The sequence below is a fragment of the Micromonospora vinacea genome (assembly GCF_015751785.1).
GTDB classification, from domain to species: domain Bacteria; phylum Actinomycetota; class Actinomycetes; order Mycobacteriales; family Micromonosporaceae; genus Micromonospora; species Micromonospora vinacea.
In genome coordinates this window covers 3,338,142-3,363,728 of record NZ_JADOTY010000001.1, presented here as the reverse complement: position 1 = coordinate 3,363,728, position 25,587 = coordinate 3,338,142, and the positions used below count along the sequence as shown (strand labels likewise).

The 25,587-nt window shown below is 72.6% G+C and carries 24 protein-coding genes; 6 read left to right on the top strand and 18 right to left on the bottom strand.

Features of this window, described 5'->3' with window-relative positions; translation table 11 throughout:
* Window positions 1-11: 11 nt before the first annotated feature.
* The 3 genes from IW249_RS16105 to IW249_RS16095 all read right to left on the bottom strand — a co-directional run bounded on the left by IW249_RS16105 (window position 12) and on the right by IW249_RS16095 (window position 4,789).
* Window positions 12-632 (bottom strand): HAD family hydrolase, encoded by a 621-nt coding sequence (locus tag IW249_RS16105; protein ID WP_196921509.1) that lies wholly within the window; start codon window positions 630-632, stop codon window positions 12-14.
* Window positions 632-4,246, bottom strand: a complete 3,615-nt coding sequence (smc, locus tag IW249_RS16100; RefSeq protein WP_196921508.1) for a chromosome segregation protein SMC — start codon at window positions 4,244-4,246, stop codon at window positions 632-634. Before smc ends, IW249_RS16105 begins: the two co-directional genes overlap by 1 nt.
* A 348-nt stretch (window positions 4,247-4,594) precedes the next feature.
* Window positions 4,595-4,789 (bottom strand): hypothetical protein, encoded by a 195-nt coding sequence (locus tag IW249_RS16095; protein WP_007456482.1) that lies wholly within the window; start codon window positions 4,787-4,789, stop codon window positions 4,595-4,597.
* 372 nt (window positions 4,790-5,161) lie between these two features.
* Between IW249_RS16095 and IW249_RS16090 the strand changes: the two genes are divergently transcribed.
* Together IW249_RS16090 and IW249_RS16085 are read left to right on the top strand one after the other, a co-directional pair.
* On the top strand, window positions 5,162-6,367 hold the full coding sequence (locus IW249_RS16090; RefSeq protein ID WP_307788605.1) for a CAP domain-containing protein: 1,206 nt from the start codon (window positions 5,162-5,164) through the stop codon (window positions 6,365-6,367).
* Window positions 6,368-6,484: 117 nt separating this feature from the next.
* Window positions 6,485-7,327 (top strand): endo alpha-1,4 polygalactosaminidase, encoded by an 843-nt coding sequence (locus IW249_RS16085; protein WP_196921507.1) that lies wholly within the window; start codon window positions 6,485-6,487, stop codon window positions 7,325-7,327.
* Between the two features lie 51 nt (window positions 7,328-7,378).
* Here the strand turns inward: IW249_RS16085 and IW249_RS16080 are convergent, their stop codons facing one another.
* From IW249_RS16080 to rsmD, 9 genes are all read right to left on the bottom strand, one after another.
* Window positions 7,379-9,598, bottom strand: coding sequence for an MMPL family transporter (locus IW249_RS16080; RefSeq protein ID WP_196921506.1), 2,220 nt, complete (start codon window positions 9,596-9,598; stop codon window positions 7,379-7,381).
* A 220-nt stretch (window positions 9,599-9,818) separates the two neighbouring features.
* Complete coding sequence (gene mutM, locus IW249_RS16075) at window positions 9,819-10,676, bottom strand: bifunctional DNA-formamidopyrimidine glycosylase/DNA-(apurinic or apyrimidinic site) lyase (RefSeq protein ID WP_196921505.1); 858 nt, start codon at window positions 10,674-10,676, stop codon at window positions 9,819-9,821.
* Entirely contained in the window at window positions 10,669-11,592 is a 924-nt protein-coding gene (gene rnc, locus IW249_RS16070) for a ribonuclease III (RefSeq protein ID WP_231392543.1), read from the bottom strand. Before rnc ends, mutM begins: the two co-directional genes overlap by 8 nt.
* Window positions 11,589-12,572 carry a phosphate acyltransferase gene (locus IW249_RS16065; RefSeq protein ID WP_196921504.1) on the bottom strand — a complete coding sequence of 328 codons (984 nt, stop codon included), beginning with the start codon at window positions 12,570-12,572 and terminating at the stop codon, window positions 11,589-11,591. The genes rnc and IW249_RS16065 overlap by 4 nt, the downstream gene beginning before the upstream one ends.
* Before the next feature lie 114 nt (window positions 12,573-12,686).
* Window positions 12,687-12,860 carry a 50S ribosomal protein L32 gene (gene rpmF, locus IW249_RS16060; RefSeq protein ID WP_030335284.1) on the bottom strand — a complete coding sequence of 58 codons (174 nt, stop codon included), beginning with the start codon at window positions 12,858-12,860 and terminating at the stop codon, window positions 12,687-12,689.
* Window positions 12,861-12,865: 5 nt separating this feature from the next.
* The gene (locus tag IW249_RS16055) at window positions 12,866-13,429 is read right to left on the bottom strand and encodes a YceD family protein (RefSeq protein ID WP_091393061.1); all 564 of its coding nucleotides are present in this window, start codon (window positions 13,427-13,429) and stop codon (window positions 12,866-12,868) included.
* 109 nt (window positions 13,430-13,538) lie between these two features.
* Complete coding sequence (locus tag IW249_RS16050) at window positions 13,539-14,036, bottom strand: SPFH domain-containing protein (protein ID WP_196921503.1); 498 nt, start codon at window positions 14,034-14,036, stop codon at window positions 13,539-13,541.
* 272 nt (window positions 14,037-14,308) lie between these two features.
* Entirely contained in the window at window positions 14,309-14,791 is a 483-nt protein-coding gene (gene coaD / locus IW249_RS16045; protein WP_091393067.1) for a pantetheine-phosphate adenylyltransferase, read from the bottom strand.
* Complete coding sequence (gene rsmD, locus IW249_RS16040; RefSeq protein ID WP_196921502.1) at window positions 14,788-15,351, bottom strand: 16S rRNA (guanine(966)-N(2))-methyltransferase RsmD; 564 nt, start codon at window positions 15,349-15,351, stop codon at window positions 14,788-14,790. Before rsmD ends, coaD begins: the two co-directional genes overlap by 4 nt.
* Window positions 15,352-15,749: 398 nt before the next feature.
* On the opposite strand from rsmD, the gene IW249_RS16035 reads away from it, so the two are divergent.
* Window positions 15,750-16,892: an LPXTG cell wall anchor domain-containing protein gene (locus tag IW249_RS16035; RefSeq protein WP_196921501.1), complete on the top strand. Its 1,143-nt coding sequence runs from the start codon at window positions 15,750-15,752 to the stop codon at window positions 16,890-16,892.
* 76 nt (window positions 16,893-16,968) lie between these two features.
* Here IW249_RS16035 and recG read toward each other — a convergent pair whose 3' ends face one another.
* Entirely contained in the window at window positions 16,969-19,167 is a 2,199-nt protein-coding gene (gene recG / locus IW249_RS16030; RefSeq protein WP_196921500.1) for an ATP-dependent DNA helicase RecG, read from the bottom strand.
* On the bottom strand, window positions 19,164-20,777 hold the full coding sequence (locus IW249_RS16025; RefSeq protein WP_196921499.1) for a DAK2 domain-containing protein: 1,614 nt from the start codon (window positions 20,775-20,777) through the stop codon (window positions 19,164-19,166). The genes recG and IW249_RS16025 overlap by 4 nt, the downstream gene beginning before the upstream one ends.
* Window positions 20,778-21,064: 287 nt before the next feature.
* Here IW249_RS16025 and rpmB point away from each other — a divergent pair, with 287 nt between their 5' ends.
* Window positions 21,065-21,256 (top strand): 50S ribosomal protein L28, encoded by a 192-nt coding sequence (rpmB, locus tag IW249_RS16020; protein ID WP_007456456.1) that lies wholly within the window; start codon window positions 21,065-21,067, stop codon window positions 21,254-21,256.
* 183 nt (window positions 21,257-21,439) lie between these two features.
* On the opposite strand, the gene IW249_RS16015 is transcribed toward rpmB, so the two are convergent.
* Together IW249_RS16015 and IW249_RS16010 are read right to left on the bottom strand one after the other, a co-directional pair.
* On the bottom strand, window positions 21,440-21,901 hold the full coding sequence (locus tag IW249_RS16015) for a GNAT family N-acetyltransferase (protein WP_196921498.1): 462 nt from the start codon (window positions 21,899-21,901) through the stop codon (window positions 21,440-21,442).
* Between the two features lie 29 nt (window positions 21,902-21,930).
* Complete coding sequence (locus tag IW249_RS16010; RefSeq protein ID WP_196921497.1) at window positions 21,931-22,920, bottom strand: thiamine-phosphate kinase; 990 nt, start codon at window positions 22,918-22,920, stop codon at window positions 21,931-21,933.
* Between the two features lie 96 nt (window positions 22,921-23,016).
* Here IW249_RS16010 and IW249_RS16005 point away from each other — a divergent pair, with 96 nt between their 5' ends.
* Together IW249_RS16005 and IW249_RS16000 are read left to right on the top strand one after the other, a co-directional pair.
* Window positions 23,017-23,250 (top strand): Lrp/AsnC ligand binding domain-containing protein, encoded by a 234-nt coding sequence (locus IW249_RS16005; RefSeq protein WP_030487446.1) that lies wholly within the window; start codon window positions 23,017-23,019, stop codon window positions 23,248-23,250.
* Between the two features lie 9 nt (window positions 23,251-23,259).
* Window positions 23,260-23,943 carry a DUF3515 family protein gene (locus IW249_RS16000; protein WP_196921496.1) on the top strand — a complete coding sequence of 228 codons (684 nt, stop codon included), beginning with the start codon at window positions 23,260-23,262 and terminating at the stop codon, window positions 23,941-23,943.
* A gap of 54 nt (window positions 23,944-23,997) precedes the next feature.
* Here IW249_RS16000 and IW249_RS15995 read toward each other — a convergent pair whose 3' ends face one another.
* Both IW249_RS15995 and IW249_RS15990 read right to left on the bottom strand, forming a co-directional pair.
* Entirely contained in the window at window positions 23,998-25,098 is a 1,101-nt protein-coding gene (locus IW249_RS15995) for a D-alanine--D-alanine ligase family protein (RefSeq protein ID WP_196921495.1), read from the bottom strand.
* A gap of 195 nt (window positions 25,099-25,293) precedes the next feature.
* Entirely contained in the window at window positions 25,294-25,512 is a 219-nt protein-coding gene (locus IW249_RS15990) for a hypothetical protein (RefSeq protein WP_196921494.1), read from the bottom strand.
* Window positions 25,513-25,587: the final 75 nt, after the last annotated feature.

The following is a 25,587-nucleotide window of genomic DNA, read 5'->3' as shown; positions in this document are numbered from 1 at the left end:
GGCGGCCCGACTCAGTAGTCCAGGGCGGCCCGGAGGTAACGCAGGTCGGCGTGGCCGCCCCAGCGGTGCGCCGACAGCCCGGCGGCGCGGGCGCCCCGCACGGCCCAGTCCTCGTCGTCGACGAAGAGGACCCGGGCCGGCGGGGTGGCCAGGGCCACGCAGGCGGCCTTGAAGTATTCCGGGGCGGGCTTGTGCACGCCGATCACCGAGGAGTTGACCACCACGTCCAGCTCGCCGACCAGGCCGAGCGCGGTCAGGTCGGCGTCGAGCAGGTCGGTGGCGTTGGTGCCCAGCCCGACCCGGATGCCCGCCGCACGGACCTCCCGGACGAACGCCAACACCTCCTGGTCGACCTCGCCCCGGTAGCTCTGCCACTGCTCCACAGCGGCGCGGGCCCGTTCCGGGCTGCCCACCGATTCGGTCAGGGCGTCCGCCACGCTGCTCATCCACTCGGCGTGGTTGACCTGGCCGGTGAGCACCGGCTGGAGCCGCCCCCACTGCATGGCGATCTCGCCGAGCACACCCTCGGAGAGGCCGTACTCCCGCTCGACAACGGCGGCCACCGCCGGGTCCCACCGGCGCAGTACGCCGTCGAAGTCCAGCAGGAGCGCCGTCGCGCGTTCCCGAGCCACTACCCGTTCTCCTCGCCGCGGCCAGGCCGCTGGTCGTCCTCGTCGGCCCGGTTGAGCCGTTGGCTGATCACCTGAGTGACCCCGCTGCGCATCGTCACGCCGTAGAGCGCGTCGGCGATCTCCATCGTCCGCTTCTGGTGCGTGATGACGATCAGCTGACTCTTCTCCCGCAACTGTGCCAGCAAGGTGATCAGCCGGCCCAGGTTGACGTCGTCCAGGGCCGCCTCCACCTCGTCCATGATGTAGAACGGGCTGGGTCGGGCGCGGAAGATCGCCACCAGCATGGCCACCGCGGTCAGCGACCGCTCACCACCGGAGAGCAGCGACAGCCGCTTGATCTTCTTGCCCGGCGGGCGGGCCTCCACCTCGACGCCGGTGGTGAGCAGGTCGTCCGGTTCGGTGAGGATCAGCCGCCCCTCGCCGCCGGGGAAGAGCACTGTGAACACCTGCTCGAACTCGCGGGCGGTGTCCTCGAAGGCGCTGGCGAAGACCTCCAGGATCCGCTCGTCCACGTCCTTGACGACGGTGAGCAGGTCCCGGCGGGTGGCCTTGAGGTCCTCCAACTGCTCGGAGAGGAACTTGAAGCGCTCCTCCAGCGCGGCGAACTCCTCCAGCGCGAGCGGGTTGACCTTGCCGAGCAGGGCGAGTTCGCGTTCCGCCTTCGCGGCCCGCTTCTCCTGCACCGGCCGCTCGTAGCGCACCGGCTCGGGCACCGGCAGACCGTCACGTTCAGCAGCCGCGACGTCGACAGGGGTCGGCGGAACGGGCTGGGTGGGGCCGTACTCGGCGACCAGCGTCTCCACGTCCAGCCCGAAGTCCTCGGCGGCCTTCGCCTCCAACTGCTCGATGCGCAGCCGCTGCTCCGCCCGGGCCACCTCGTCGCGGTGCACCTGACTGGTCAGCCGCTCCAGCTCCGCGCCGAGCCGCTTGGCGGCCCCGCGTACCTCCTGAAGCTCTGCCTCGCGCGCGGCGCGCTCCAGGGCGACCGCGTCGCGGTGTTCCTCGGCCGTAGCGATCGAGGTGGTCAGCCGGGTCAGCGCCTCCCGGGCGCCGCCGGCGACGGACCGGGCGATGCCCGCCCCCCGGGCGCGGGCGGCCCGCCGGGCCGCCGCGCGTTCCCGGGCGGCCCGTTCCGCGATGGCCTGCCGGGCGAGCGAGTCGGCCCGGCCGGCGATCGAGGAGACCCGCTCCTCGGCGGTACGCACGGCGAGCCGGACTTCCATCTCGTTCTGCCGGGCCTGCGGCACCATGGCCGCCAGTTGATCGCGTTCCTCGGTGGAGGGCTCGGCGTCGACCGGGGTCTCCTCGGCCAGCCGCAGCCGCTCCTCCAGCTCGGCGAGCGCGGTGAGGTCCCGTTGCCGGGCGGCCTCGGCGCGGGAGCGGGAGTCGCCGAGCCGGTCGGTCTCGGCCTTCGCGGACCGGGCCGCCGCGCCCAGCTCGGCCAGCCGGCGAGCGGCGGCGTTGCGGTGGCTCTCCGCCTCGCGCTTCTCGGCGGCGGCGTGCTGTACGGCCTCCTTGGCGGCGGCCACCTCGGCGCGCGCCTCGACCAACTGATCCCGCAGCTCCAGCCCAGCGCGTTCGGCGGTGAGCCGGTTGGCGCGGGCCTCCTCGACGGCGGCCTGCACCTCGATGTAGCTGGGGGCCTTGGCCGACCCGCCCGCCGCCGCGTACGCCCCGACCACGTCACCGTCCGGGGTGACCGCCCGCAGCTCGGGGTTGCTGGCGACCAGCTCGGCGGCGGCGGCCAGGTCGTCGACGAGTGCCACGTCCCGCAGGGCACGGTGCACCGCCGGACGCAGCTCGGCGCTGCACTCCACCAGGTCGGGCGCCCACCGGGCGTCGTCGGGGAGCTTCGGGCGCAGCGCGTTCGCGGAGCCGGTCATGCCGGGCCCCGCCGGGCTGCCGACCAGCAGGCCGGCCCGGCCGGCGTCGGAGATCTTCAGCAGCCGCATCGCCTCGACGGCCTCGTCCACCCCGCTGACGGCGACCGCGTCGGCGAGGCCGCCGAGCGCGGCGGCCAGCGCGGCCTCGTGGCCCGGCGCGACGGTGAGCAGGCCGGCGAGGCTGCCGAGCAGGCCGGGCACGTCCCCGGCGCGGGCGAGCAGTGCCCCGGCCCCGTCCTTGCGCCGCAGCCCCAGGGCGAGCGCTTCCTCCCGGGCCTTCCAGGTGGCGGCGTCCTTCTCCGCCGCCCGCTCGGCGTCGGCCAGCGACCGGACGCTGGCCTGCGCCCGCTCCTGCACGGCGACCGCCTCGGCGTGCCGGGCGTCCAGGTCCGCGTTGTCCCTGTCCGCCTCGGTGGACTGGGCGGCGACCGCGTCCAGCTCGGCCTGCGCCTGCTCGGCGCGGCCCAGTGCGTCGGCGTGCGCGACCGCGAGGCGTTCGATCTCCTCACCGGCACTGGTGGTCCGGGCCCGTGCGGAGTTGACCTGGCCGGTGAGCCGGGCCATCCCCTCCCGCCGATCGGCGATGGCCTTGGCCGCGGCGACCAGCTCCCGCTCGGCGGCGGCGAGCTGCCGCTCCAGCTCCTGGCGGTGCTCGACCGCCTCGGCGAGGCGGATCTGGTCGTCGGTGAGCGCGCCGCGCAGCTCCTCCTCCTGCTCGCGGACGCGTTCGGCCTCGGCCTCCAGCTGGTCCGGGTCGCGGCCGGGTCGCTCGTCGTCACCGGTGGCGCTGAGGTGCCGCAGCCGCTCCCGGGCCAACTGCTCGATCGAGCGGAACCGTTCCTGGAGGGCGGAGAGCTTGTACCAGGTGTCCTGGGCGGCGGCGAGCAGCGGAGCGTCCTCCGCGAGGGCGGCCTCCAACTCGCCGAGCCGACCCTGCACCTCGGCGTGCTCACCCTCGATCTGCTCGCGCCGCTCACGCAGCGCGGTCTCGTCGGCGATCTCCCGGTCCAGGGTGGTCCGCAGCGTGGCCAGGTCGTCGGCGAGCAGGCGCAGCCGGGCGTCACGCAGGTTGGCCTGGATGGCGGCGGCGCGCCGGGCCACCTCGGCCTGCCGGCCCAGCGGCTTGAGCTGACGACGCAGCTCGGCCGTGAGGTCGGTCAGGCGATTGAGATTCACCTGCATCGCGTCGAGCTTGCGCAGCGCCTTTTCCTTGCGCTTGCGGTGCTTGAGGACGCCGGCCGCCTCCTCGATGAACGCCCGGCGGTCCTCCGGCTTTGCGTGCAGCATGCCGTCGAGTCGGCCCTGCCCGACGATGATGTGCATCTCCCGGCCGATGCCGGAGTCGGACAGCAACTCCTGGATGTCGAGCAACCGGCAGGAGTTGCCGTTGATCTCGTACTCACTCTCGCCGGAGCGGAACATCCGGCGGGTGATGGAGACCTCGGTGTACTCGATCGGCAGCGCGCCGTCGGTGTTGTCGATGGTGAGGGTGACCTCGGCACGGCCCAGCGGTGCCCGGCCGGCGGTGCCGGCGAAGATGACGTCCTCCATCTTGCCGCCACGGAGGGCCTTGGCGCCCTGCTCGCCGAGGACCCAGGCGATGGCGTCGACGACGTTGGACTTGCCCGAGCCGTTCGGGCCCACCACACAGGTGATCCCGGGCTCCAGCTTCAACGTCGTCGCAGAGGCGAAGGACTTGAACCCCTTCACCGTCAGGCTCTTGAGATACACCTACTCGATCCTCGTCCGGTGGCCGCCGTACCGTCGCCGGCTGTGGGGACCTGGGTGAACTCGCAGACTAACCCGGCGGTGGGAGCGGGCCGCCACGCGACCCGCCCCGGGTCGCGTCGACAGTGGGCGCGCTGTGGCTCCGTCGACCGCGGGAAAGACAAGCGCCTTTCATGATCGGCTTCATCAGTCGGCGCGCTTTCCGGTAACTGTGCGGTGCGCTTCCCACACCATCGACCACAAGATCATGAATCGTCGGCACCGAAAAGGCGCCGGACAGTGTTACGCGCCGGCACAGAGGTGTCGGCGCGCATTTTTGCGATGGTGCGATTCAGTTTTACGACCTGAAGATCAGGTCAGCGCCGGCTCGGCCAGACGGAGCAGATCGTCTGCCTCCGCCGCAGCCGCCGCGAGCCGATCATTGTCGGCACGCAGACGCGTGATCTCGAACTCCAGTGCCTGAACCCTGGCACGCAGTCGGGTGACCTCGTCGAGCAGACGCCGGTCGGGCGCTGCACCTACGTGGCCGTAGAGGGCCTTCGCCATGCTGACTCCTTGATATGCGCTGCCGGAAAGGCCGGCCAACGCGCGCCCATTTGTACGCGGCTGTCATTCCAGGCTGTATCTGGGCATGACCGGGCGCGACTGGCGACACCTATATATTGAGCCGCAAACCCCTCCTTCGTCAAGTTCTCGCAGGCCGTAGATCATCTCTACGTCGACCTGTCCACTTGTCGGGGGGGCTGCCGCAAGGCACGGACACTCTCTGTCCGGACGCCTTTACTGTACGCCCGGATCCGCGGAAGTCCGCACCCTGGCGTCCGACTTCCCCTTAACTCTTTCTTAGCCACGTTGCCGCAGGTCGTAGGCGCGCCGTAGCGTCACCCCGGCCCGCAACCGACCCCTGGAGGCATAGGCGTGTACGGCTGGACCGATCCGATGGACCCGAACGGCGCCCCCCGGCGCGCCGAGGGACCGACCGACGAGCCGGCCTGGCTGCACGACCGCCCGGAGCCCCGCTCGGCCTACCTCTTCGGCGACGAGCCCGGTCAGCCGGGCGACGAGTGGCACCCGCAGCAGCCCACCGGCGGCCGGCAGACCGACCCGGGAACCCGCGCCGAGGCGGCCGACGCCCACACCGCCGCCTGGCCGGCCCACCAGCCGGAAGGCGAGACCGGCGGTTGGGGCGACAACCGCCCGGCCCAGGACACCGCCGCTGGTTGGGGCGACAACCGCCCGGCCCGGGACACCACCGACGGCTGGCGCACCGAGGCGCCCGGCGGCTGGCACACCGACACCGACCCGGAGACCACCGCCGACGGCTGGCGCGGCGCCGCCGAGACCGGACGGCCCGGCGAGGGACGGCACCGCTCCCCACGCCGCTGGCGCCGACCGCTGATGATCGGAGGCGCCGCCGCGGCCGCCACCCTCGTGGTGAGCTTCGGCGTCGGCGCGCTCACCCTGCCCGGCGGTGACGACGGAGGTGCGCAGCCGACGGCCGTCGACGACACCTTCGCCCAGTCGGCCGCGCCGACCGAGGAAGCGGCGCTGGACACCCTCGCCGCGCCCTCCCCGTCCGCCACCCCCAGCCCGACGTCTCCGAGCCCGACGCCGAGCAAGGTCGTCAAGCCCACGCCGGCGTCGTCGCGGAGCACCGCCGCGTCGCGCCGCAGCGTCGAGCGCAGCAGCGCGCCGAGCAACACCGGCACCTCCACCGGTTCCAACGGTTCCAGCGGCACCGTGAGCGCCCAGGCCCGCGAGGTGGTGGACCTGGTCAACGCCGAGCGGGCCAAGGCCGGCTGCAAGGCGCTGAGCATCGACACCAAGCTGATGACCGCCGCCCAGCGGCACAGCCAGGACCAGGCCGACCACAAGAACATGTCGCACACCGGCAGTGACGGCAGCAACGCCGGAACCCGGCTGGACCGGGTCGGCTACACCTGGCGTACGTACGGCGAGAACGTGGCCTGGAACCAGCAGACCCCGGCCGCGGTGATGGACGCCTGGATGAACAGCTCCGGCCACCGGGCCAACATCCTGAACTGCGCGTTCACCGAGATCGGCGTCGGCATCGCCAACAGCAACGGGCCGTACTGGACGCAGGTCTTCGCGGCACCGCGCTGACCGCGCGTCGTTCCCGCCCCCGCGCTCGTTTGACCCGGTGAGGTACGTCGGGCCGGAGCGTGCGGGCCGCGTACCGGTGCGGACGGCGACCGGCCGTCCGGGACCCGGGAGCTGCCGATGCGGATCCGGCCGCGGCGACACGTCGCCGTACGCCCACTGCGACGCGTCCTGTCCGCTGGCGTCGTCCTCGTGCTGGTGGTGCCGGCGTACGGGTGCCGGCCCACGCTGACCCCGCCCGGCGCGCCCACCGCGTGGCCGGCGGCCCAGGCCCGGCACTGGCAGTGGCAGTGGCAGGTCAGCGGCCCGCTCGACCCGATGGTGGACGCCGACGTCTTCCTGCTCGACCCGGTGGCCACCACCGCCGCGCAGACCGCTGAGCTGCGCTCCCGGGACCGCCGGTTGATCTGCCAGGTCAACGTGGGGTCGGTCCGCTCCGACGACCCGGACGCCAGCCGGTTCCCGGAGGTCGTCCGGGGCGCGGCCGGACGTCGACCCGACAGCCGGTGGCTGGACGTCCGCAGTTGGGACGCGCTCCGACCGGTACTGACCGACCGGTTCCGGCTCTGCCGGGGCAAGGGATTCGGCGCGGTGGCGCTCTTCGACGCCGACGGGTACGCGGCGCGCACCGGCTTTCCGCTCGACTTCGACGACCAGCTGCTGTTCAACCGCCGGCTGGCCGAACTGGCCCGCTCGTTGAGCCTCTCGCCCGGGCTGGTCAACGACGTGCCGCAGCTCGCCGCACTGGCCCCGGACTTCGACTTCGCTGTCAACGAGGAGTGCGTCCGGCTGGCCCAGTGCGCCAAGCTGCTGCCGTTCAGCGACGCCGACAAGCCGGTCTTCCACGTCGAGTACACCGGCTCGACCGACGACTTCTGTGTCACCACCGTCGGCTACGGCTTCGCGTCGATCCGCAAGGACCGCACGCTGGACGCGTCCCGAGAAGCCTGCCCACTCCCCTGAGCCCGCTGGACCGGGCCTCGATTCGTGGCCTGGCCCAGCGGGTTCGGGCGGTCAGGGGACCGGCACCAGCTCCGGGGCGGGGGCGGGTGGGTCGGTGGGCGCGGGCGCCGGGCGAGGTCGCAGGAAGCGCGGGGCCCACCAGTTGGCGTCGCCGAGCATGGTCATCAACGCCGGCAGCACCACGCCGCGGATGATCGTGGCATCCAGCAGGATCGCCGCCGCCAGACCGATGCCGAGCTGCTTCATGTCGATGGTGCTCAGCGTGGCGAAGATCGAGAAGACCCCGACCATCACGATGGCCGCGCTGGTCACCACCCCGGCCGACGAGGTGATCCCGTACGACACGGCCTCGCGGTTGGGCAGGCCGGACCGGACTCCCTCGCGGATCCGACTGACCACGAAGACGTGGTAGTCCATCGAGAGGCCGAAGAGCACCACGAAGAGGAACAGCGGCAGCCAGGACACGATGGCGCCCATCGACGTGAAGCCGAGCAGTCCCTCCGCCCACTCACCCTGGAAGATCAGCACCAGCAGGCCGTACGCGGCGCCGGCGGAGAGCAGGTTCAGCGCGATCGAGCTTGCCGCGATCACCACCGACCGGAAGGTGAACGCCATGACCAGGAACGTCAGCACCAGCACGAAGCCCATGACCAGCGGCAACTTGTCCCGGACGTGCTGCGCGTAGTCCTCGCTGTCGGCCACGCCGCCGCCCACCGCGTACTCGATGCCGGGGATGCCGCGCAGCTCGGCCGGGACCAGGCCGCCGCGCAGCTTCTCCAACGACTGCACCGACCGGTCGTCCCGACTGGCGTACGGGGTGGGGACGTCCAGCACCGAGACCCGCCGGTCGGCCGACACCTCGATCTTCGGGCCGTCCGCCTCGGCCGGGGCGAACAGCGGATCACCGGCCGCCCGGGTGGACAGGTCGGTGAGGGCGGCGCGTACCCGGTCGGCCTGGTCGGCCGGCGCCCGGACGGCCACCACGTGATTGGTGCCGGCGCTCGGGAAGGCGGCGGTGAGCCTGTCGTACGCCTGCATCGCCGGAGTCGTGCGGGGCAGGTCCTCCATGCCGGGGAACTTCAGCTTCATGCCGAGCGCCGGTGCGGCCAGCGCGAGCAGCAGCCCGACCGAGATGACGAGCGTCGCCACCGGCGCGCGCAGCGCGGGCCGGAGCACCGCCGGCCACAGCCGGGGCGCGCGGGGCTCACCGTGCCGGCCGGTACGCGGGGCGGTCAGTCGCCAGAGCAGCGGCACCCGGGGCCGGTCCACCCAACGGCCGAGCCGGGCCAGCAGGGCGGGCAGGACGGTCAGCGAACCGGTCACCGCGACGGCCACCACGAGGATCGAGCCGATGGCGAGGGACGAGAAGACCACGTCACCGGCGAGCAGCAGCCCGGCCATCGAGATGATCACCGCGAAGCCGGAGACCACAACGGCGTGTCCGGAGGTCTCCGCGGCGATCTCCACAGCGTCCAGACCGGACCGGCCCTTGGCGCGTTCCTCCCGCTCCCGGCGGATGTAGAACAGCGAGTAGTCGACGCCGACCGCCATGCCGATCAGCAGGATCACCGGTGCGGTGGTGTCGGTGGCCGGCACCAGGTGCGAGGCGAGAGTGGACAGACCCATCGCGGCGGCCACCGAGGAGAGCGCCAGCAGCACAGGCACGCTCGCCGCGATCAGCGCGCCGAACGCGATGATCAGGATTGCCAGGGTGACCGGCAGGCTGAGCAGCTCGGCGCGCTTGAAGTCCTTGCCCAGGGTGTCGTCGAGGGCCTGACCGATCGACGGCCCGCCGACCTGCTCGACGCGCAGCTCGGGGTGCGCGGCCTGCACGGTGGCGGTGGCGTCCCGCAACGGTTGCACCCGCTCCGAGGCCGTCTCCGGGTCACCCGACATGGTGATCGGCAACAGCAGTGCCGATCCGTCGCGCGCGGTGACCGGCTGGCCCACCCCGGCCACCCCGGTGACCGTACGCAGCCGTGCCGCCGCGTCGTCGGCCGCCGCCTTCGCCGCCGCCTGGTCCAACGTGCCACCCCGGGAGGTGATGAGGACGTTGTCCTCGGCCGGGTCGTCGAAGTCACCGGCGTCCACGATCAGGCTGGCCCGCCCCGCCTCGCCGATCGCCTGGTCACCGCTCGTGGCCTCGTTGAGTCCGGCGGCGTTGCCGCCGACGAAGCACACCGCCACGAACACGGCCCACAGTGCGATCGCCCGCCACGGGTGCTCGGCGCTCCACCGCGCCAGCCGCACCGTCACCGGTCTTCTGCCCATCTCGGGTCCCCCTGTCACGTCAACCCCCTGTCAACGGTGCTGACGCTAGGTGCGTGACGAGGCGGTCACATCGGGGATCGACCCGGGCCCACCCTGGAACCACCGGACCGGGCGCGGGGGTGCGTTCGTCGGACGTCAGCCCGCGATCCGGACGTACACCGGGGTCCTGCCCGGAGCGACCCGCCGCGACCCGCCGGTATCGCCCCGAGCCGGCTCCGGGTCATCCCCGAAGGGAACCCCGGGGCCGTGGCTGACAGTGCGGGCAGCTGTACGAGGAGCGGTTCATGAACGCCTCGCGGCGGATGGGCGCGCCGCACCGCCGGCACGGCTCGCCCTCGCGGCCGTAGGCGTTCAGCGCCCGGTCGAAGTAGCCACTCTCGCCGTTGACGTTGACGTAGAGGGCGTCGAAGCTGGTGCCGCCCTCGCTGATCGCCTCGGCCAGCACGTCGCGGACGTGTCCGAGCAGGCGCTGCGCGGCCGGGCCGGTCAGCGCGTCGGTGGGTCGGCCGCCGTGCAGCTTGGCGCGCCAGAGCGCCTCGTCGGCGTAGATGTTGCCCACCCCGGAGATCAGGGTCTGGTCGAGCAGCGCCCGCTTCACCTCGGTGTGCCGGCGGCGCAGCGCCGCGACGAACGCCTCGTCGGAGAACTCCGGGTCCATCGGGTCGCGGGCGATGTGCGCGATCTCGTCGGGCAGCTCGGCACCGCCCTCGCTCACCGAGAGCCCACCGAACGTGCGCTGGTCGACGAAGCGCAACTCCGGGCCGTCGTCGGCGAACCGGAACCGGACCCGCAGATGGGTCTCGTCGGTCGTGCCGGGTGGCTGGAGCAGCAGCTGACCCGACATACCGAGATGCCCGACGATCGCGTCACCGCTGTCCAGTGGCAGCCACAGGTACTTGCCGCGACGGCGGGCGTCCAGCACCGTCCGGCCGGCGAGCACGTCGGCGAAGTGCACGTCGCCCGGACCATGTCGGCGGACCGCACGCGGGTGACGAACCTCGACCGAGGCGATCCGCCGGCCGACGACCCACTGGGCCACCCCCTGCCGGACGGTCTCCACCTCGGGCAGCTCAGGCACGCCGCCGACCCGTCTCGTGGCCGTCGGCACCCCCGGCCGGCAGTGCCTGCGCCAGGTGGTCGGCCTGCTCGGCCTGGGCCGCCCGCTCGGCGCGCTCCAGCGGCCCGAACGGTTCGTCCCGGTCGGCCGAGTCGTCCCGGACGTCTGACTGGTCCTGGCGGTCGTCGCCGGCCCGACCATCCTGGCCCTCGTCGCCGTTCTGGCCGTTCTGCTCGGCGAGCGTCCGCCAGGCGGCCTCGGCGGCCCGCTGCTCGGCCTCCTTCTTGCTGCGCCCCTCGGCGCCGCCGTACCGGTTGCCGGCCACCACCACCCAGGCGGTGAACGTCTTGAGGTGATCCGGGCCGGTGCCCTCGATCCGGTACTCCGGCACGCCGAGCCCAAGCGCCGCCGTCAGCTCCTGGAGGCTGGTCTTCCAGTCCAGGGCGGCCCCGCGACCAGCCGACTCGGCCATCAGCGGGTCGAAGAGCCGGTGGATGACGATCCCCGTGGTGTCCAGGCCGTACTGGAGGTAGATCGCGCCGAGCAGCGCCTCCAGCGTGTCGGCCAGGATGCTCGCCTTGTCCCGACCCCCGGTCGTCTCCTCACCCTTACCGAGCAGCAGGTACGCGCCCAGCCCGTCCGGGCCCAGACCGCGGGCCACGTCGGCGAGCGCGCGCATGTTGACCACGCTGGCCCGCAGCTTGGCCAACTGCCCCTCGGGCAGATCCGGGTGGTTGTGGAAGAGCGCCGTGGTGATAACCACGCCGAGCACCGAGTCGCCGAGGAACTCCAGCCGCTCGTTGGTCGGCAGCCCGCCGTTCTCGTACGCGTACGACCGGTGGGTCAACGCGCGCTGGAGCAGCTCGGGTTCCAGGCTCACTCCGAAGGCGGCTTCCAGGTGACCGACGGACGCCCGCCGCCGCTTGTCGTTGCTCATGTGCGTACCTCGGTGTCGGTGGAGCAATCGGTGCGATCCGTCGCGGCGTCGCGGTCGAGCAACGCGGAGACCAGATCGGTGGCGCGCCGCCGCCACAGGTGGGCGGCGAGAGCTATGCCGGAGGCGACGTCGTCGGCGCGGGCGGACCCGTGGCACACGACCACCGTCCCCGCGACGCCCAACAGGGCCGCCGCGCGAGGCGCGCCGCCCTGGGCGGGTGGGCCGCCGGCCATCGCGTACGCGCCCTCAATGGCCTTGAGCAGCACGTTACCGGTGAAGCCGTCGGTGACGACCACATCGGCGCGCGCGCCGAGGGCCACGTCGTACCCCTCGACCAGACCGACGTAGCGCGCCCCACCGGGCAGCGGTTCGACGGCGAGCAGCGGGTCGGTGGCGCGGCGGACCCGGTCACCCTTGCCGGCCTCGGTGCCGACCGACAGCAGCCCGACCCGGGGCGCGGCGATCGAGTGGGCCACCGCCGCGTAGGCGGCGCCGAGCACGGCGTGGCGGGCGAGGGTGGCCGGGCGGGGTTCCAGGGAGCCGCCGACGTCGAGCAGCACGACCGGCCCCGCCACGGCGGGCAGGGTGGCGGCCAGCGCGGGTTGGCGGATCTCCGGCGAGCGGCCGAGGCCGAGCACGGCGGCGGTGACCGTGGCACCGGTGGCGCCGGCGGAGACCAGGGCGTCGGCGGTCCCGTCACGGACGGCGGTGACCGCGGCCCGGACGGTGCTCTCGGAGCGGGCGGCGCTGGGATGGTCGGCCATGCCGACGACATCGCGGACGGGCCGCACCGTGATCCGGGCGCGTTGCGCCGGATCGAGGGCAGCAATCAACTCGTCGGCGACCTCGGTCGGACCGACGAGAAGCAGATGCAGGTCAGGGTCGGCGCGCATGGCCCGCAGAGCGCCGTCAACCACGACGGCGGGAGCGTCGTCCCCGCCGAGGAGGTCAACGGCGATCCGCGCGGCGCCCGGCTCCACCGGAACGCCGGCCGGATTGGGCCGGCCGGCGTCGGAGGGAGCCGGAGCACCGGGCGAATGCCAGGATGCGCGCGCCGCCCGACCTGGGGTCGGGGGCGTCACTCGGCGTCCAGGTCAGACCTCGAGAACCTGGCGGCCGTTGTAGGTGCCGCAGACGGAGCAGGCGGCGTGCGGCAGCTTCGGGGACTTGCACTGCGGGCACGCAACGGTCGCGACCACTGTCGCCTTCCAGTTCGCCCGGCGGGACCGGGTGTTGCTGCGCGACATCTTGCGCTTCGGGACGGCCACGGTTCTTACTCCTCTGTAACGGTCAGTTGCGACAGGCCCGCCCAACGCGGGTCGATCTGCTGGTGACTGTGGTCGGCCGGCAGATCGTCCCAGTGCGCCCCGCATTCGGGGCACAGTCCTGGGCAGTCCTCCCGGCAGAGCGGGTTGGTCGGCAGCGTGAGCACCAACGCGTCCCGCAGCGCCGGCTCCAGGTCGATCAGATCGCCCTGCATCCGGCCCACCTCGTCCTCGTCGGTCGTGGCGTCCGTGGTGCTGTCCTCGTACGCGTACAGCTCCTGGATCGTCACGCCCATCGAGTCGTTGATCTCGCGCAGGCAACGGCCGCACTCGCCCCGGACGGGACCGGTGATGGTCCCGGAGACGAGCACGCCCTCGGACACCGACTGCAACCTCAGATCGAGGTCGAGGTCCGCGCCCTCCGGCACGCCGATCAACTCCACACCGAGGTCCGCCGGTGCCGGCACGACCCGCCGGACCTCACGCAACGCGCCAGGGCGACGCGGGAGGTCCCTCGTGTCGAGGACCAACGGCGACCTGGGGTTGAGTGTCGATGGCGAGTGCTTGGGCATAGTTAGACTCCGGCCGGTGAGAGGCCGACAAAAAAGGTTACCTGGACGACCACCGGACCGTCGAACCGGGGGCGACGCCCGCCTGAGAAGTCGGCTGGTGAGGTGCCGCTCAGAAGGGTAGCGGGCGTTCCGCCTCATCCCCAGCGAAGGTGCCGATCTCCCGCAGCGCGTGCATCTTGTCCCGGCCGCGCTCTATCGAGGCCAGCGCCCGGGTGAGGAACTGCTCGAAGTTGGCCAGCGCGGTGTCGACGTAGTCGTCGACCTCCTCACGCAGGCGCTGCGCCTCGGCACGGGCCTCGCCGATGATCCGGGCGCCCTCGTGCTCGGCCGACACGGTGATCTCGTTCACCGAGACCAGGCGGGCGTGTTCTGCCTCACCCTCGCTGATGATCCGGTCCGCCTCACGCTTGCCGGCGTCCATGATCTTGTCGCGCTCCTCCAGGAGTGCGGCGGCGCGACGCAGGTCGGCGGGGAGATCGGCACGCATCTCATCGAGGGCAGCGATCATCTCACCCCGGTCGACCATGCAGTTGTTGCGCGACATCGGGACGGAGCGGGCCTGCTCCAGGATGGCGATCAGTTCGTCGATGCGATCGAGCGGGTCCACCGGCTACCTCACTCCTGTCGTTCGTCGGCCGACCTCCATGATGCGGGCTACGGCCGTTCCCCGCGCCACCAATCATGTCGTGCCCGCCCCACCACCGCCCCACTCACCCCAACCCGGCGAGTCGCGACATAGTCACCCCTGGCTCTCCCGCGCCACCATCCCGGCCTCCCATTCCGTCGATCTTGCACTTTCGGTTGCGCCAAACCGCGCCGAAAGGGGCGATCCGGGAACCACAAGTGCAAGATCGCGGGGTGGGAGGGAGGCAGGGCGGGTCAGGGGCGAGGGCCCAGGCGGGCCTGGAGGGCTTCGCGGACCGGGTCGGGGACGTGGGCGGAGATGTCGCCACCCCACTTGGCCACATCCTTGACCAGGCTCGACGAGAGGAACGAGTAGAGCGGGTTGGTCGGCATGAAGAGCGTCTCGACACCAGCCAGCCCGATGTTCATCTGGGCCATCTGCAACTCGTAGTCGAAGTCACTGACCGCCCGCAGCCCCTTGATCAGCACACTGGCCTGCTGGGCCCGGCAGAAGTCCACCAGCAGCCCTCGGAACGACTCGACCCGCACGTTGCCGTACGACGAGGTCACCTCGCGGAGCATCTCGATGCGCTCCTCGACGGTGAACAGGCCACTCTTCGACTGATTCACCAACACACCGACGATCACCTCATCGAAGAGCCGACTGGCCCTTCCGATGATGTCGAGGTGTCCGTTGGTGACCGGGTCGAACGAACCGGGACACACCGCACGTCTCATGATCGGCGACCGTACCAAAGGGTGGTCTCGCCGTAACGGCGACTGCGCTCGGCGGTGATCCCCTCCACCCAGTCGAACTCCCTGGTCCGGCGGGAACGCTCCACCACCACCAGCGCGTCGGGCGCCAACCAGCCCCCGTCGGCCAGCGCGGCCAACATCGCGGTGATCTCCTCGTCCGGCACCGCGTACGGCGGGTCGGCGAAGACCACGTCGTACGGCTCGCCGTCCGGCCCGGAGGCCAGCACCGTCGCCACCTTGCCGGTGACCAGACGGGCCGCCGGACCGGCGCGGAGGGTCGCCACGTTCTCCCGGATCACCCGAGCCGCCCGCGGGTCGGACTCGACAAGCAACACGTGCCGGGCCCCCCGGGACAGCGCCTCCAGCCCGACCGCGCCGGAGCCGGCGTACAGGTCGGCGAAGCGGGCGCCGTCGAGATCGACCTCGGCCTGGACGGCACTGAACAGCGCCTCCCGGACCCGGTCCGAGGTGGGTCGGGTGCCGGCGCCGGGCGGCGCGGCGATCCGCCGGCCACCGAGCGTCCCGGCCACGATCCGGGTCACCGTTTCCTCCTGCTCATGCCCGCGACGCTACGCGATGCGGCACGGACCCGGTCAGCACGGCGCGGATCCGAGGAGCCGGCCGGCCGGCGAAGACGCGGAGCACCTGAGCAGCCCCGACGGTGCGGTATCCACCGTGGAGCCCGCAGCGGACGCACCGTCCCCAGTGACCGGACAGACACCTTCGGTATATCAAAGATCACGAATCGACTACATTGCCGGATGGCAATGATCTGAACTCCCCTCATTAACCACCCATCAGTACAGTCTCCCCCTGTCCCCGCTTTCGCCGCGGGAACACCGCCGCGTCGCGCGACGCCCCGGTGAGCAGGTGACCCCCCGGTCACGATGCCTCCCGGCCTCCCGCCACGCGATCCGTACCCCCCTCACCAGGAGCAGGCGTGAACCCTCCCAAGTCTCCGTTCCGGCGCGTCGCGGCCATCGCCGCAGGCGCGCTGATCGGCCTCGCCGGCGTCGTGACGTTCGCCGCACCCGCCAGCGCCCACCACAGCGAGATCCAGGTCAAGGCCGACTGTGACACCGCCACCGGCGAGTGGGTGGCCACCTGGACCGTCAAGACCTTCGCCCCGGGCGACGTCACCAGCTACAAGTTCAGCGAGGTCTCGGCGAAGACGTACGTCGGCGACACCGCCAGCGACGCCACCATCGACGGCATCGCGGCGACCGAGGACAAGGTCTACCCGTACGCCGTCAGCGACGCGGTGACCGCCACCCAGCGCCTGGACGCGAAGACCACCAAGGCCACCCTGTCGGTGCGGGCCATGTGGAACAACGAGTTCGAGGACAAGGAGCTGCGCTCCGCGTCGATCGAGTTCAGTGGCACCTGCGCCAAGGAGCAGCCCCCGGTTCCGGCCACCCCCAAGCCGACCGCCAACGTGGCCGCGGACTGTGACGGCGTCGTCGTCGTCAAGCTCGGCAACGCCGAGGACGCCACCGCGCCGGCGAAGTTCACCATCACCGGTGCCGGCGACTTCACCAAGGACGCCACCGTCGCACCCGGCGAGAGCAAGTCGGTGAAGGTGCCCGCCAAGAACGCCACCTCCATCAAGGTGGTCGCCGACGGGCTGGACAAGCCGCTCTTCGAGGGCACGCCCGCCACCGCTGAGAACTGCGTCGAGCCCGGCGAGCCGGCCGGCAGCTACAAGTCGACCTGCACCGAGCTGATCTTCGACATCGCCAACCCGGCGGATGGCAAGACGATCACCATCACCTTCACCCCGAACAAGGGCAAGGCCCAGACGCTGACCGTCGAGCCGGGCAAGAGCGGCACCGTCACCTTCCCGGCTGAGGAGGGTCTGACCGTGACCCCGACCGCCGAGGGTCTCGACGACAGCAGCCCGATCGCCTGGGAGAAGCCCGCCGACTGCACCCCGGGTCAGGGTGGCGGCGACAAGGACGAGCCGGCCCTGCCGCTGACCGGTGCTGCCACCGGCGGCATCATCGCCGGCGCGGCGGTCCTGCTGGCCGCCGGCGTGGCGCTGTTCATGGTGGCGCGTCGTCGTCGGGTTCGCTTCACCGCCTGAGACAACACGCTCTGACACCTGAGGGCGCGTCGACCACCCGGTCGGCGCGCCCTCAGCCATGTGATGGCCCTGCTGGTCAGCCCTTTTCCAGGTACTCCGCGCGGTCCTCGTCCACCAGGGCGGCCACCGAGGCGGCCAGCGCCGGGCTACGGGTCAACTCGGGGTCGTCCTCGATCAGGGTGATCGCCTCGGCGCGGGCGTCGCGGATCAGATCGGCGTCGCGTCGCAGGGACAGCAACCGCAGGTGCGAGCGGTGCCCGGACTGGGTGGCACCCAGCACGTCGCCCTCGCGGCGCTGCTCCAGATCCAGTTCGGCGAGCTTGAAACCGTCGCCCGTGGACGCCACCGCGTCCAGTCGCTCCCGCGCCGACGACCCCTCGGCCGCCTCGCTGACCAGCAGGCACAGCCCGGCGGCAGCGCCCCGGCCCACCCGGCCCCGCAGCTGGTGCAGCTGGGAGACGCCGAACCGGTCGGCGTCCAACACGATCATCACTGTCGCGTTCGGCACGTCGACGCCAACCTCGATCACTGTCGTCGCCACCAGCACGTCCAGGTCACCGGCTGCGAAGGAACGCATCACCGCGTCCTTCTCGTCGGCCGGCAGTCGACCGTGCAGCACCCCGATCCGCAGGCCGTGCAGCGGGCCCTCGGCGAGCAGCGGAGCAACCTCGGTGACCGCCAGCGGTGGCCGCCGGCCGTTGTCGTCCTCCGGTGGCGGTTCCTCGTCCGACGCAGGTCCGTCACCAATTCGCGGGCACACCACGTACGCCTGGTGGCCGGCGGTCACCTCCTCGCGCAGCCGCCGCCAGGCCCGCTCCAGGTAGGCCGGTTTCTCGGCGGCCGGCACCACGTGCGAGGCGATCGGCGACCGCCCCCGGGGCAACTGGGAGAGGGTGGAGACCTCCAGGTCGCCGTAGACGGTCATCGCCACCGTGCGCGGGATCGGGGTGGCCGTCATCACCAGCACGTGCGGCGGCTGGGCCGCCTTGGCCCGCAGGGCGTCGCGCTGCTCCACGCCGAAGCGGTGCTGCTCGTCGACCACCACCAGGCCCAGGTCGGCGAAGTCGACCCCCTCGTAGAGCAGGGCGTGGGTGCCGAGCACGATGCCGGCGGCGCCGCTGGCCACCTCTCCGAGCGCCCGGCGGCGGGCTGCCGCGCCCAGCGAGCCGGTGACCAGCTCGACCCGGGTGGCGTGCTCGGCGGAGCCCAGCTCACCGGCCCGCCCGAGCGGCCCGAGCAGGTCGAGCATGCCGCGGTGGTGCTGGGCGGCCAGCACCTCGGTGGGCGCCAGCAGCGCGGCCTGTCCGCCCGCGTCGACCACCTGGAGCATCGCCCGCAGCGCCACCACCGTCTTGCCCGAGCCGACCTCGCCCTGCAACAGGCGGTGCATGGGGTGCGGGGTGGCCAGGTCCGCAGCGATCTCCACACCCACCTCCCGCTGACCGGCCGTCAGTTCGTACGGGAGTCGGGCGTCGAAGGCTTCCAGCAGCCCACCCGGGCGCGCCGGGCGGGGGCGGGCCGGCCAGTCGGCCGCCCGGTGTTTGCGCTGCACCAGTGTCACCTGGACGGCGAAGGCCTCATCCCACTTGAGTCGCCGGCGCGCCTGGTGCAGCGCCTCCTTGCTGGACGGCCGGTGGATCTCGGTCAGCGCGGCGCCGAGCCCGACCAGCTTGCGGCTGGCCCGCACGGCGCTCGGCAGTGGATCGTCCGGTGGGGTGAAGGTGTCCAGTACGACGCGCACGCAGCGCGCGATCACCCACGTCGGCACGGCCGCGGCGGCCGGGTAGACGGGGATCAGCGCCCCGGCGAACTCCTCGATGTCGTCGCTGACCGCCGCCTCGCCGTCGCCACCCTCGCCGAGCAGGACGTACTCCGGGCCGTTGAGCTGCCGCTTGCCCCGGAACTCGGTGACCTTTCCGGCGAACAGGCCCCACCGGCCGGGTCGCAGCTCCCGCTCGCGCCACGCCTGGTTGCCGAAGAAGGTCAACGTCAGGACCCCGCCGGAGCCGTCGCCGACTGTCACCTCCAGCAGGTTGCCCCGCCGCTGACGCATCGGACGCACCGCTGTGCGCTGCACCTGGGCCATTACGGTGACCTGCTCACCGACGTCCAGTGAGCGGATGTCGGTGTGCTCACCACGCTCGTCGTAGCGACGCGGGAAGTGGTAGACCATGTCACCCGCGGTGTGCAGGTCGAGGTGCGAGGCCAACGCCTTGGCTGTCTTGTCCCCGACCAGCTTCTTCAGCGGAGTGTCCACCGTGGCTGGTTCGCTCATTCGATCCCTACCAGGAGCGGATAAAACGGCTGACCGCCCGGGTACGCGTGCACCTCGACGAACGGCCAACGTCGCGCGACGTGCGCGCGGACGGCATCGGTGAGCCCGGCCGGAGCGTCCAGCCCGGCCAGCAGGGTGACCATCTCGCCGCCACCTCCGAGCATCCGGTCGACAACTGCCGCGCAGGTGTCGGTGAGGTCGGTGCCGATGAGGTGCACCTCCCCCTCCACCAGCGCCAGCACGTCACCGGGACGGCACGGACCGGCCACTGTCAGCGCTTCCCGGCTGGCGTGGCAGACCTCGGCGTAACGGCAGGCACCGGCCGCCTCGGCCATCGCGATGACGTCGTCCTCGAAACGGCGGTCACCGTCGCGGACCGCGAGGGCGGCCAGTGCCTGCACCGGCGAGCGGGTCGGCACCACGCTCACCTTGATGCCGTAGCGGTGGGCCTCGCGGGCGGCCGCGCTCGCCACCGCCTCGGTGTTGGCGTCGTTGGGCAGCACCACCACCCGGGCCGCCCCGGTGCCGCGGACGGCGTCCAGCAACTCGCCAGTGGACGGGTTGCCCGGCACCACTGTGGCGCCCTCCGCGGCGAACAGGTCGGCGATGCCGCCGCCGGTGGCCACCACCACCGCGGCCCGGCCGGCCACCACCGGGCCGGAGGGCGACTCAGACTGGTCGGCGAAACGGGTCACCGAGATCCGGTACGGGCGGCCGGCGGCGACACCGGCCTCGACCGCCGCGCCCACATCGTTGACGTGCACGTGCACGTTCCAGGTGCCTTCCGGCTCACGCCCGTCGCCGACGACGACGAGCGAGTCGCCCAGGGCGTCGAGTGCCCGCCGCAACCCGTCGACCGCCTCGGCGCGGGCGTCGAGCAGGAACTGCACCTCGTAGGCGTATTCATCCGAACCGGTCTCGCGGGCGACGGTGGCCGCCGGGCGGGCGGAGCGCGGTGTCGGCGCGGGCCGGGCCGTGCTCTCCCCGGTGAGCACCTCGACCAGGGCGTCGAGCAGCACGCAGAGCCCTCGGCCACCGGCGTCGACCACGCCCGCGCGGGCCAGCGCCGGCAACTGCTCCGGCGTGCGGGCGAGCGCCTCGGCCGCCGCCCGGGCCGCGACGGCGGCCACCGTCGGCAGGTCGTCGCTGGCCGCGCCCTCGGCAGCGGTGGCGGCGGCCGCGACCACGGTGAGCAGTGTGCCCTCGACCGGCCGGGAGACCGCGGTGTACGCCGCTGTGGTGCCGGACCGCAGCGCGGCGGCCAGCTCACGGCCGCGCACCGCCGGCACCCCGGCGGCCTGGTCGGCGAAACCACGCAGGATCTGCGAGAGGATCACCCCGGAGTTGCCCCGCGCGCCGAGCAACGCGCCCTGGGCCATCAGCCGCAGCGCGTGCCCGTGCGCGGTCGGCCCGCTGTCGGGGAGAGTGTCCAGATCCATGGCGAGGGCCTGCTGGGCCGAGGTGAGGGTCAGCACCAGGTTGGTGCCGGTGTCGCCGTCGGGCACCGGATAGACGTTGAGCTGGTCGATCTCGCCCTGGTGGCGCTTCAGTGCGGCCAACCCGCTCGCACACCAGCGGCGGACCGCTGCGGCGTCGAGGGTGTCCAGCACGGGCAGAAGCCTACTGGCGCGCACCGACACCCGTCGGACTCGTCCGGCGTGTCCCCCGCGCCCCAGGCCGGCGCTGGCCGCGGCGGGGACGACCCACTCCGGTACCCTTGCCGCCGGGCCGGCCCACCGTCGGGCGGACGGGCCCACGACCAGGCGTGAGCCGGGGCACGGGCGAGCGCCGGACCGGGCCGGTTGGCCGGGTCGGCGAGTCATCGGGTAACCTGACCAGGTTGCCCGGGCAGCACCTGCCGGCGACCTCATGAACGTATCAATCCCAGGAGTATCCCGTGGCTAGCGTGTGCGACGTCTGTGGCAAGGGACCGGGCTTCGGCCACAACGTGTCCCACTCGCACCGGCGGACCAACCGCCGCTGGAACCCGAACATCCAGTCGGTGCGTACCCCGGCCGGTGGCGGTAACACCAAGAAGTTGCAGGTCTGCACCTCGTGCATCAAGGCCGGCAAGGTCACCCGCGCCTGACGCGGTAGCACCCACCTTCTCGTTCGGCTCAGCCGGCGGACCCCGAGGGTCCGCCGGCTGAGTCGTGTCCGTGGGCCGATGCCGCACGCCGGCCCGCCAACGCCTGGCGCGGAGGCCTCTCCGGGCCCGACCGTGACCTGGCACACCGACCGGTCGGGCGCCCGGCAAGGGCTGACCCGCAGGTCAGAGGGTGCGGCCGAAGGAGACGCAGCCCTCCGCGTCCTTGTAGAAGCCGAAGTTCGGGATCCGCTCGTACCCGGCGGAGCCGTACATGGCGATCGCCTCGGGCTGCTTGTCGCCGCACTCCAGGACCACCCGCTTGCGGCAGTGCTCGCGGGCTGAGCGCTCGACGGCCGCCAGCACCGCGCGGGCCACCCCCCGCCCCCGCGCCGCCGGCGCCGTGTACATCCGCTTCAGCTCCGCGGTGTCGGCGCCGTGGCTGCGCCAGCCGCCGCAGCCCACCGGCTCCCCGGCCAGGTAGGCCACGAGGAACGCGCCATCGGGCGGCTCGAACTCGGCCGCGTCCACCGGGGTGTCGTCGCCGGTGCCGCCGTAGCGGGCACCGAGGTCGGCCAGTGCGGCGTGGATCAGGTGCTGCGCCACCGGTGCGTCGAACCGCACCGCCCGGATCTCGATCTCACTCACGGTATCCAGGGTACGGCGACGCGCCGGCCTCACCGGAAGTGGTCCCAGCCGGCCGGGCCGTCGTAGGCGACGCCATCGACAGTCACGCCGGCACCGTCGGTGACCAGGCCGATCCGCCGCCAGCCCGACGGCAGCGCCACCGCCGGGGGGAAGGTCGCGGCCAGCGCGTGGTCGTCGCCACCGGCGAGGATCCAGGTGTACGGGTCGACGCCGAGTGCCTGCGCCGCGTCGGCCATCTGCCGGGGCACCTCGAACCCGTCCCGGCGTACGTCGATCGCCACCCCGCTGGCCGCCGAGACGTGCCCGAGGTCGGCGAGGAGCCCGTCCGACACGTCGATCATGGAGGTGGCGCCGAGCTGGGCGGCCTGCGGGCCGGCCGGGTAGGGCACCTGCGGCCGCCGGTACGCCTCGACCAGCAGCCGGGGGGTCCGGAAGCCCCGGGTCAGCACTGTCAGCCCGGCTGCCGCGTACCCGGTGCGCCCGGCCAGGGCGAGCACGTCCCCGGGGCGGGCGCCGGACCGCAGCACGGGCGGACGGCCAGCCAGGTCGCCCAGTGCGGTGACCGCGACGGTCAGGGTGGGGCTGGCGGACATGTCGCCGCCGACGACGCTCGCGCCGACCGTCGCGGCCTCCGCGGCGAGCCCGTCGGCCAACTCCTCGGCCCAACTGGTGTCCAGGTCCGCCGGCATGCAGAGAGCCACCAGCAGGGCGGTCGGCGTGGCACCCATCGCCGCGATGTCCGCCAGGTTCGCCGCTGCCGCCCGGTGCCCGACGTCGCGGGCCGAGGACCAGTCCCGCCGGAAGTGCCGGCCGTCGACCAGCACGTCGGTGGAGGCCGCCACCCGGCCGTCCGGCGCGGCCACCACCGCCGCGTCGTCGCCCGGGCCGAGCAGGGTCGTCGGTCCGTACGACAGCCGAGCGGTGATCTTCCCGATCAGCCCGAACTCCCCGATCCCGGACACGCCGACGCCACCGCGGGCGTTCCGCCCGTGCTGCCCGGCTCCGCCGTGCTCGCTCACCGCTGCTCCTTGACGACCGATAGGGATCAGACCTGGTCCGTAAGGTAGTTTCACCCTTCGGGCCGCTCCCGGGCGGCGACGGACGGAGGTCGAGTCGTGGTACAGGCGTACATCCTCATCCAGACCGAGGTCGGCCGCGCACGTGACGTGGCGGGTCTCATCGCGGACATCCCCGGCGTGGTACGCGTCGACGCCGTCACCGGGCCGTACGACGTGGTCGTCCTCACCGAGGCGAACACCGTCGACGAGCTCGGCAAACTCATCGTCAGCAAGGTGCAGATGGTGCCCGGCATCACCCGCACCCTCACGTGTTCGGTGGTGCGGCTGTAAGTGGACGAGATGACGACCTCCTCCTCGGCCCTGGACGACGACGGGCCGCGCGACGCGGCCGACGGGACGCCCGAGCCGGCTGACGGTAACCGTGAGTCGACCGATCCCGCGGCCGCCGCGCCGGCCGGCCGCGATCGGACCATGCGTGGCGCGGCCCTGCTCGCCACGTTGATCGCGCTGCCGATCACGCTGCTGGTGGCCGTGCTGGCCTTCAGCAAGCTCAGCCCGGACACGCCGGCCGCCGCCCCGACACCCTCGGCGACCACCGCCCGGGTGCAGTCCACCACCCCGGTGGAGATGGCCGCCCCGGCGCTGGCCGCCCGCCCGGCCACCGTCTGCCGGGCGCTGCTCTCCCAGCTTCCGGCGAGCATCCGCGACCTGGCCCAGCGGCCGGTCACCGCCGGTCCGGAGCAGAACGCCGCGTACGGCGACCCCGCGCTCACCGTCGCCTGCGGCGGCACCGAGCCCGCCTTCCCCAGCACCGACGAGGTCTGGACGGTCAACCAGGTCTGCTGGCACCTGGCCGAGCAGGCCGACGCGGCGGTCCTCTCCACTGTCGACCGGGAGACGCTGATCACCGTGCGCGTCCCGCGCTCGTACGAGCAGCCGTTGCAGTGGTTGCCGACGATCTCCAGCACGATCGTGGCGAGCGTTCCCTCCGGCGGTGCCATCCCGTCCGGCTGCCAGCACTGAACGCGAACCGACTCCGCCCGCGCCGGCTGACCGGCGCGGGCGGGGCCGGACTGCTCAGTGCAGGCCGACGCCGCGCCGCTGGGCGGTACGGATCAGCCGGTTGACCAGCTTCGGGTACTCCAGGCCGGAGGCCGCCCACATCCGCGGGAACATCGACGTCGGGGTGAAGCCGGGCATCGTGTTGATCTCGTTGAGGTAGACGTCCAGCTCGGGGGTGACGAAGAAGTCGGCCCGGGCCAGACCGGCGCAGTCCAGCGCGGTGAACGCGCGGACCGCGTACTCCTGCACCTGGCGGGTCACCTTCTCCGGCAGGTTGGCCGGAATGTCGTACTCGCAGGAGTCGTCGAGGTACTTCGCCTCGAAGTCGTAGAAGTCGTGGTCGGCGACGACCCGCACCTCGGCCAGCACGGACGCCTCGGGCGCACCACCGGCCTCGCCCTCCAGCACACCGCACTCGATCTCGCGGCCGACGATCGCGGCCTCGATGATGACCTTCGGGTCGAACTGCCGGGCGCCGGCGACCGCCGCGTCCAGCTGCGCCCAGTCGGTGACCTTGCTGACGCCGAACGACGACCCGGCCCGGGACGGCTTGACGAAGACCGGCAGGCCGAGCCGCTCCTTGTCCTGCTCGCTGAGCGTCATTCCGTTGCGCAGCACGGCGTACGTGCCGACCGGGATGCCCTCGACGGCACAGAGCTTCTTGGTGAACTCCTTGTCCATGGCGGCCGCGGAGGCGAACACGTTCGCCCCGACGTAGGGGATGCCGGCCATCTCCAGCATTCCCTGGATGGTGCCGTCCTCGCCGTACGTGCCGTGCAGCACCGGGAAGACCACGTCCACGTCGGCCAACGCCCGGGGACCCTCGGTCGGGTCGAGCACCATCAGCCCGTTGCCGGTGGGGTCGGCACGCAGCACGATGTCGTCGCCGGAGTCGGCGGTGATCTCCGGCAGCTGACGGGCGTTGATCGCGAGCTGGGCGGGGTCCCCGTTGGTCAGCACCCATTGGCCGGCCCGGGTGATGCCCACCGGCACCACCTCGAACTCGTCCGGGTCGAGTGCGCCGAACACGCTGCCGGCGCTGACGCAGGAGATGCCGTGCTCCGGGCTGCGGCCGCCGAAGACGATCGCCACGCGGGTCTTGCCTGGGGTGGTCACTCCGGTCACCTCTTCGTACGCGACTGCGGCTGGTCGTGCTCGCCGGTGGCGCTCACCCGGTTGACCTTACTGTGCGTGGCCGCGGGGCGAGGCGATACCCGGCGAGCCACGGCACGACACGGCAATCGGTCATCGGAGGATATACGGTGCGTGATCGGACGGTGGCGGCGTCGTGGGCCGCTGACCTGGGTCTGCTCAGTCCCGGGAGTGCCGGCGACCGACCGCTATCACCTTCACCCGCTGCCGTCCGGCCCGCACCATGCCCAGCGCCATGAACGCTCCGGCGATGCGGTCGGCGGCCTCCCGGCTGCTGGCGCCGACGACCTGCCGGCGTCGTTCCGGCGCGACCCGCTCGTTGCGGTTGATTCCCTCGACGGGGCGCACGTCGGTGAGCACCACGAGGAAGCGGGTCATTGCGTGCCGCCCGAGGGTACGGCGGGGGGCTCCGGGCGGGTTCGCACGTCGTCTCCTTCCGGCAGGCCGGGGTGG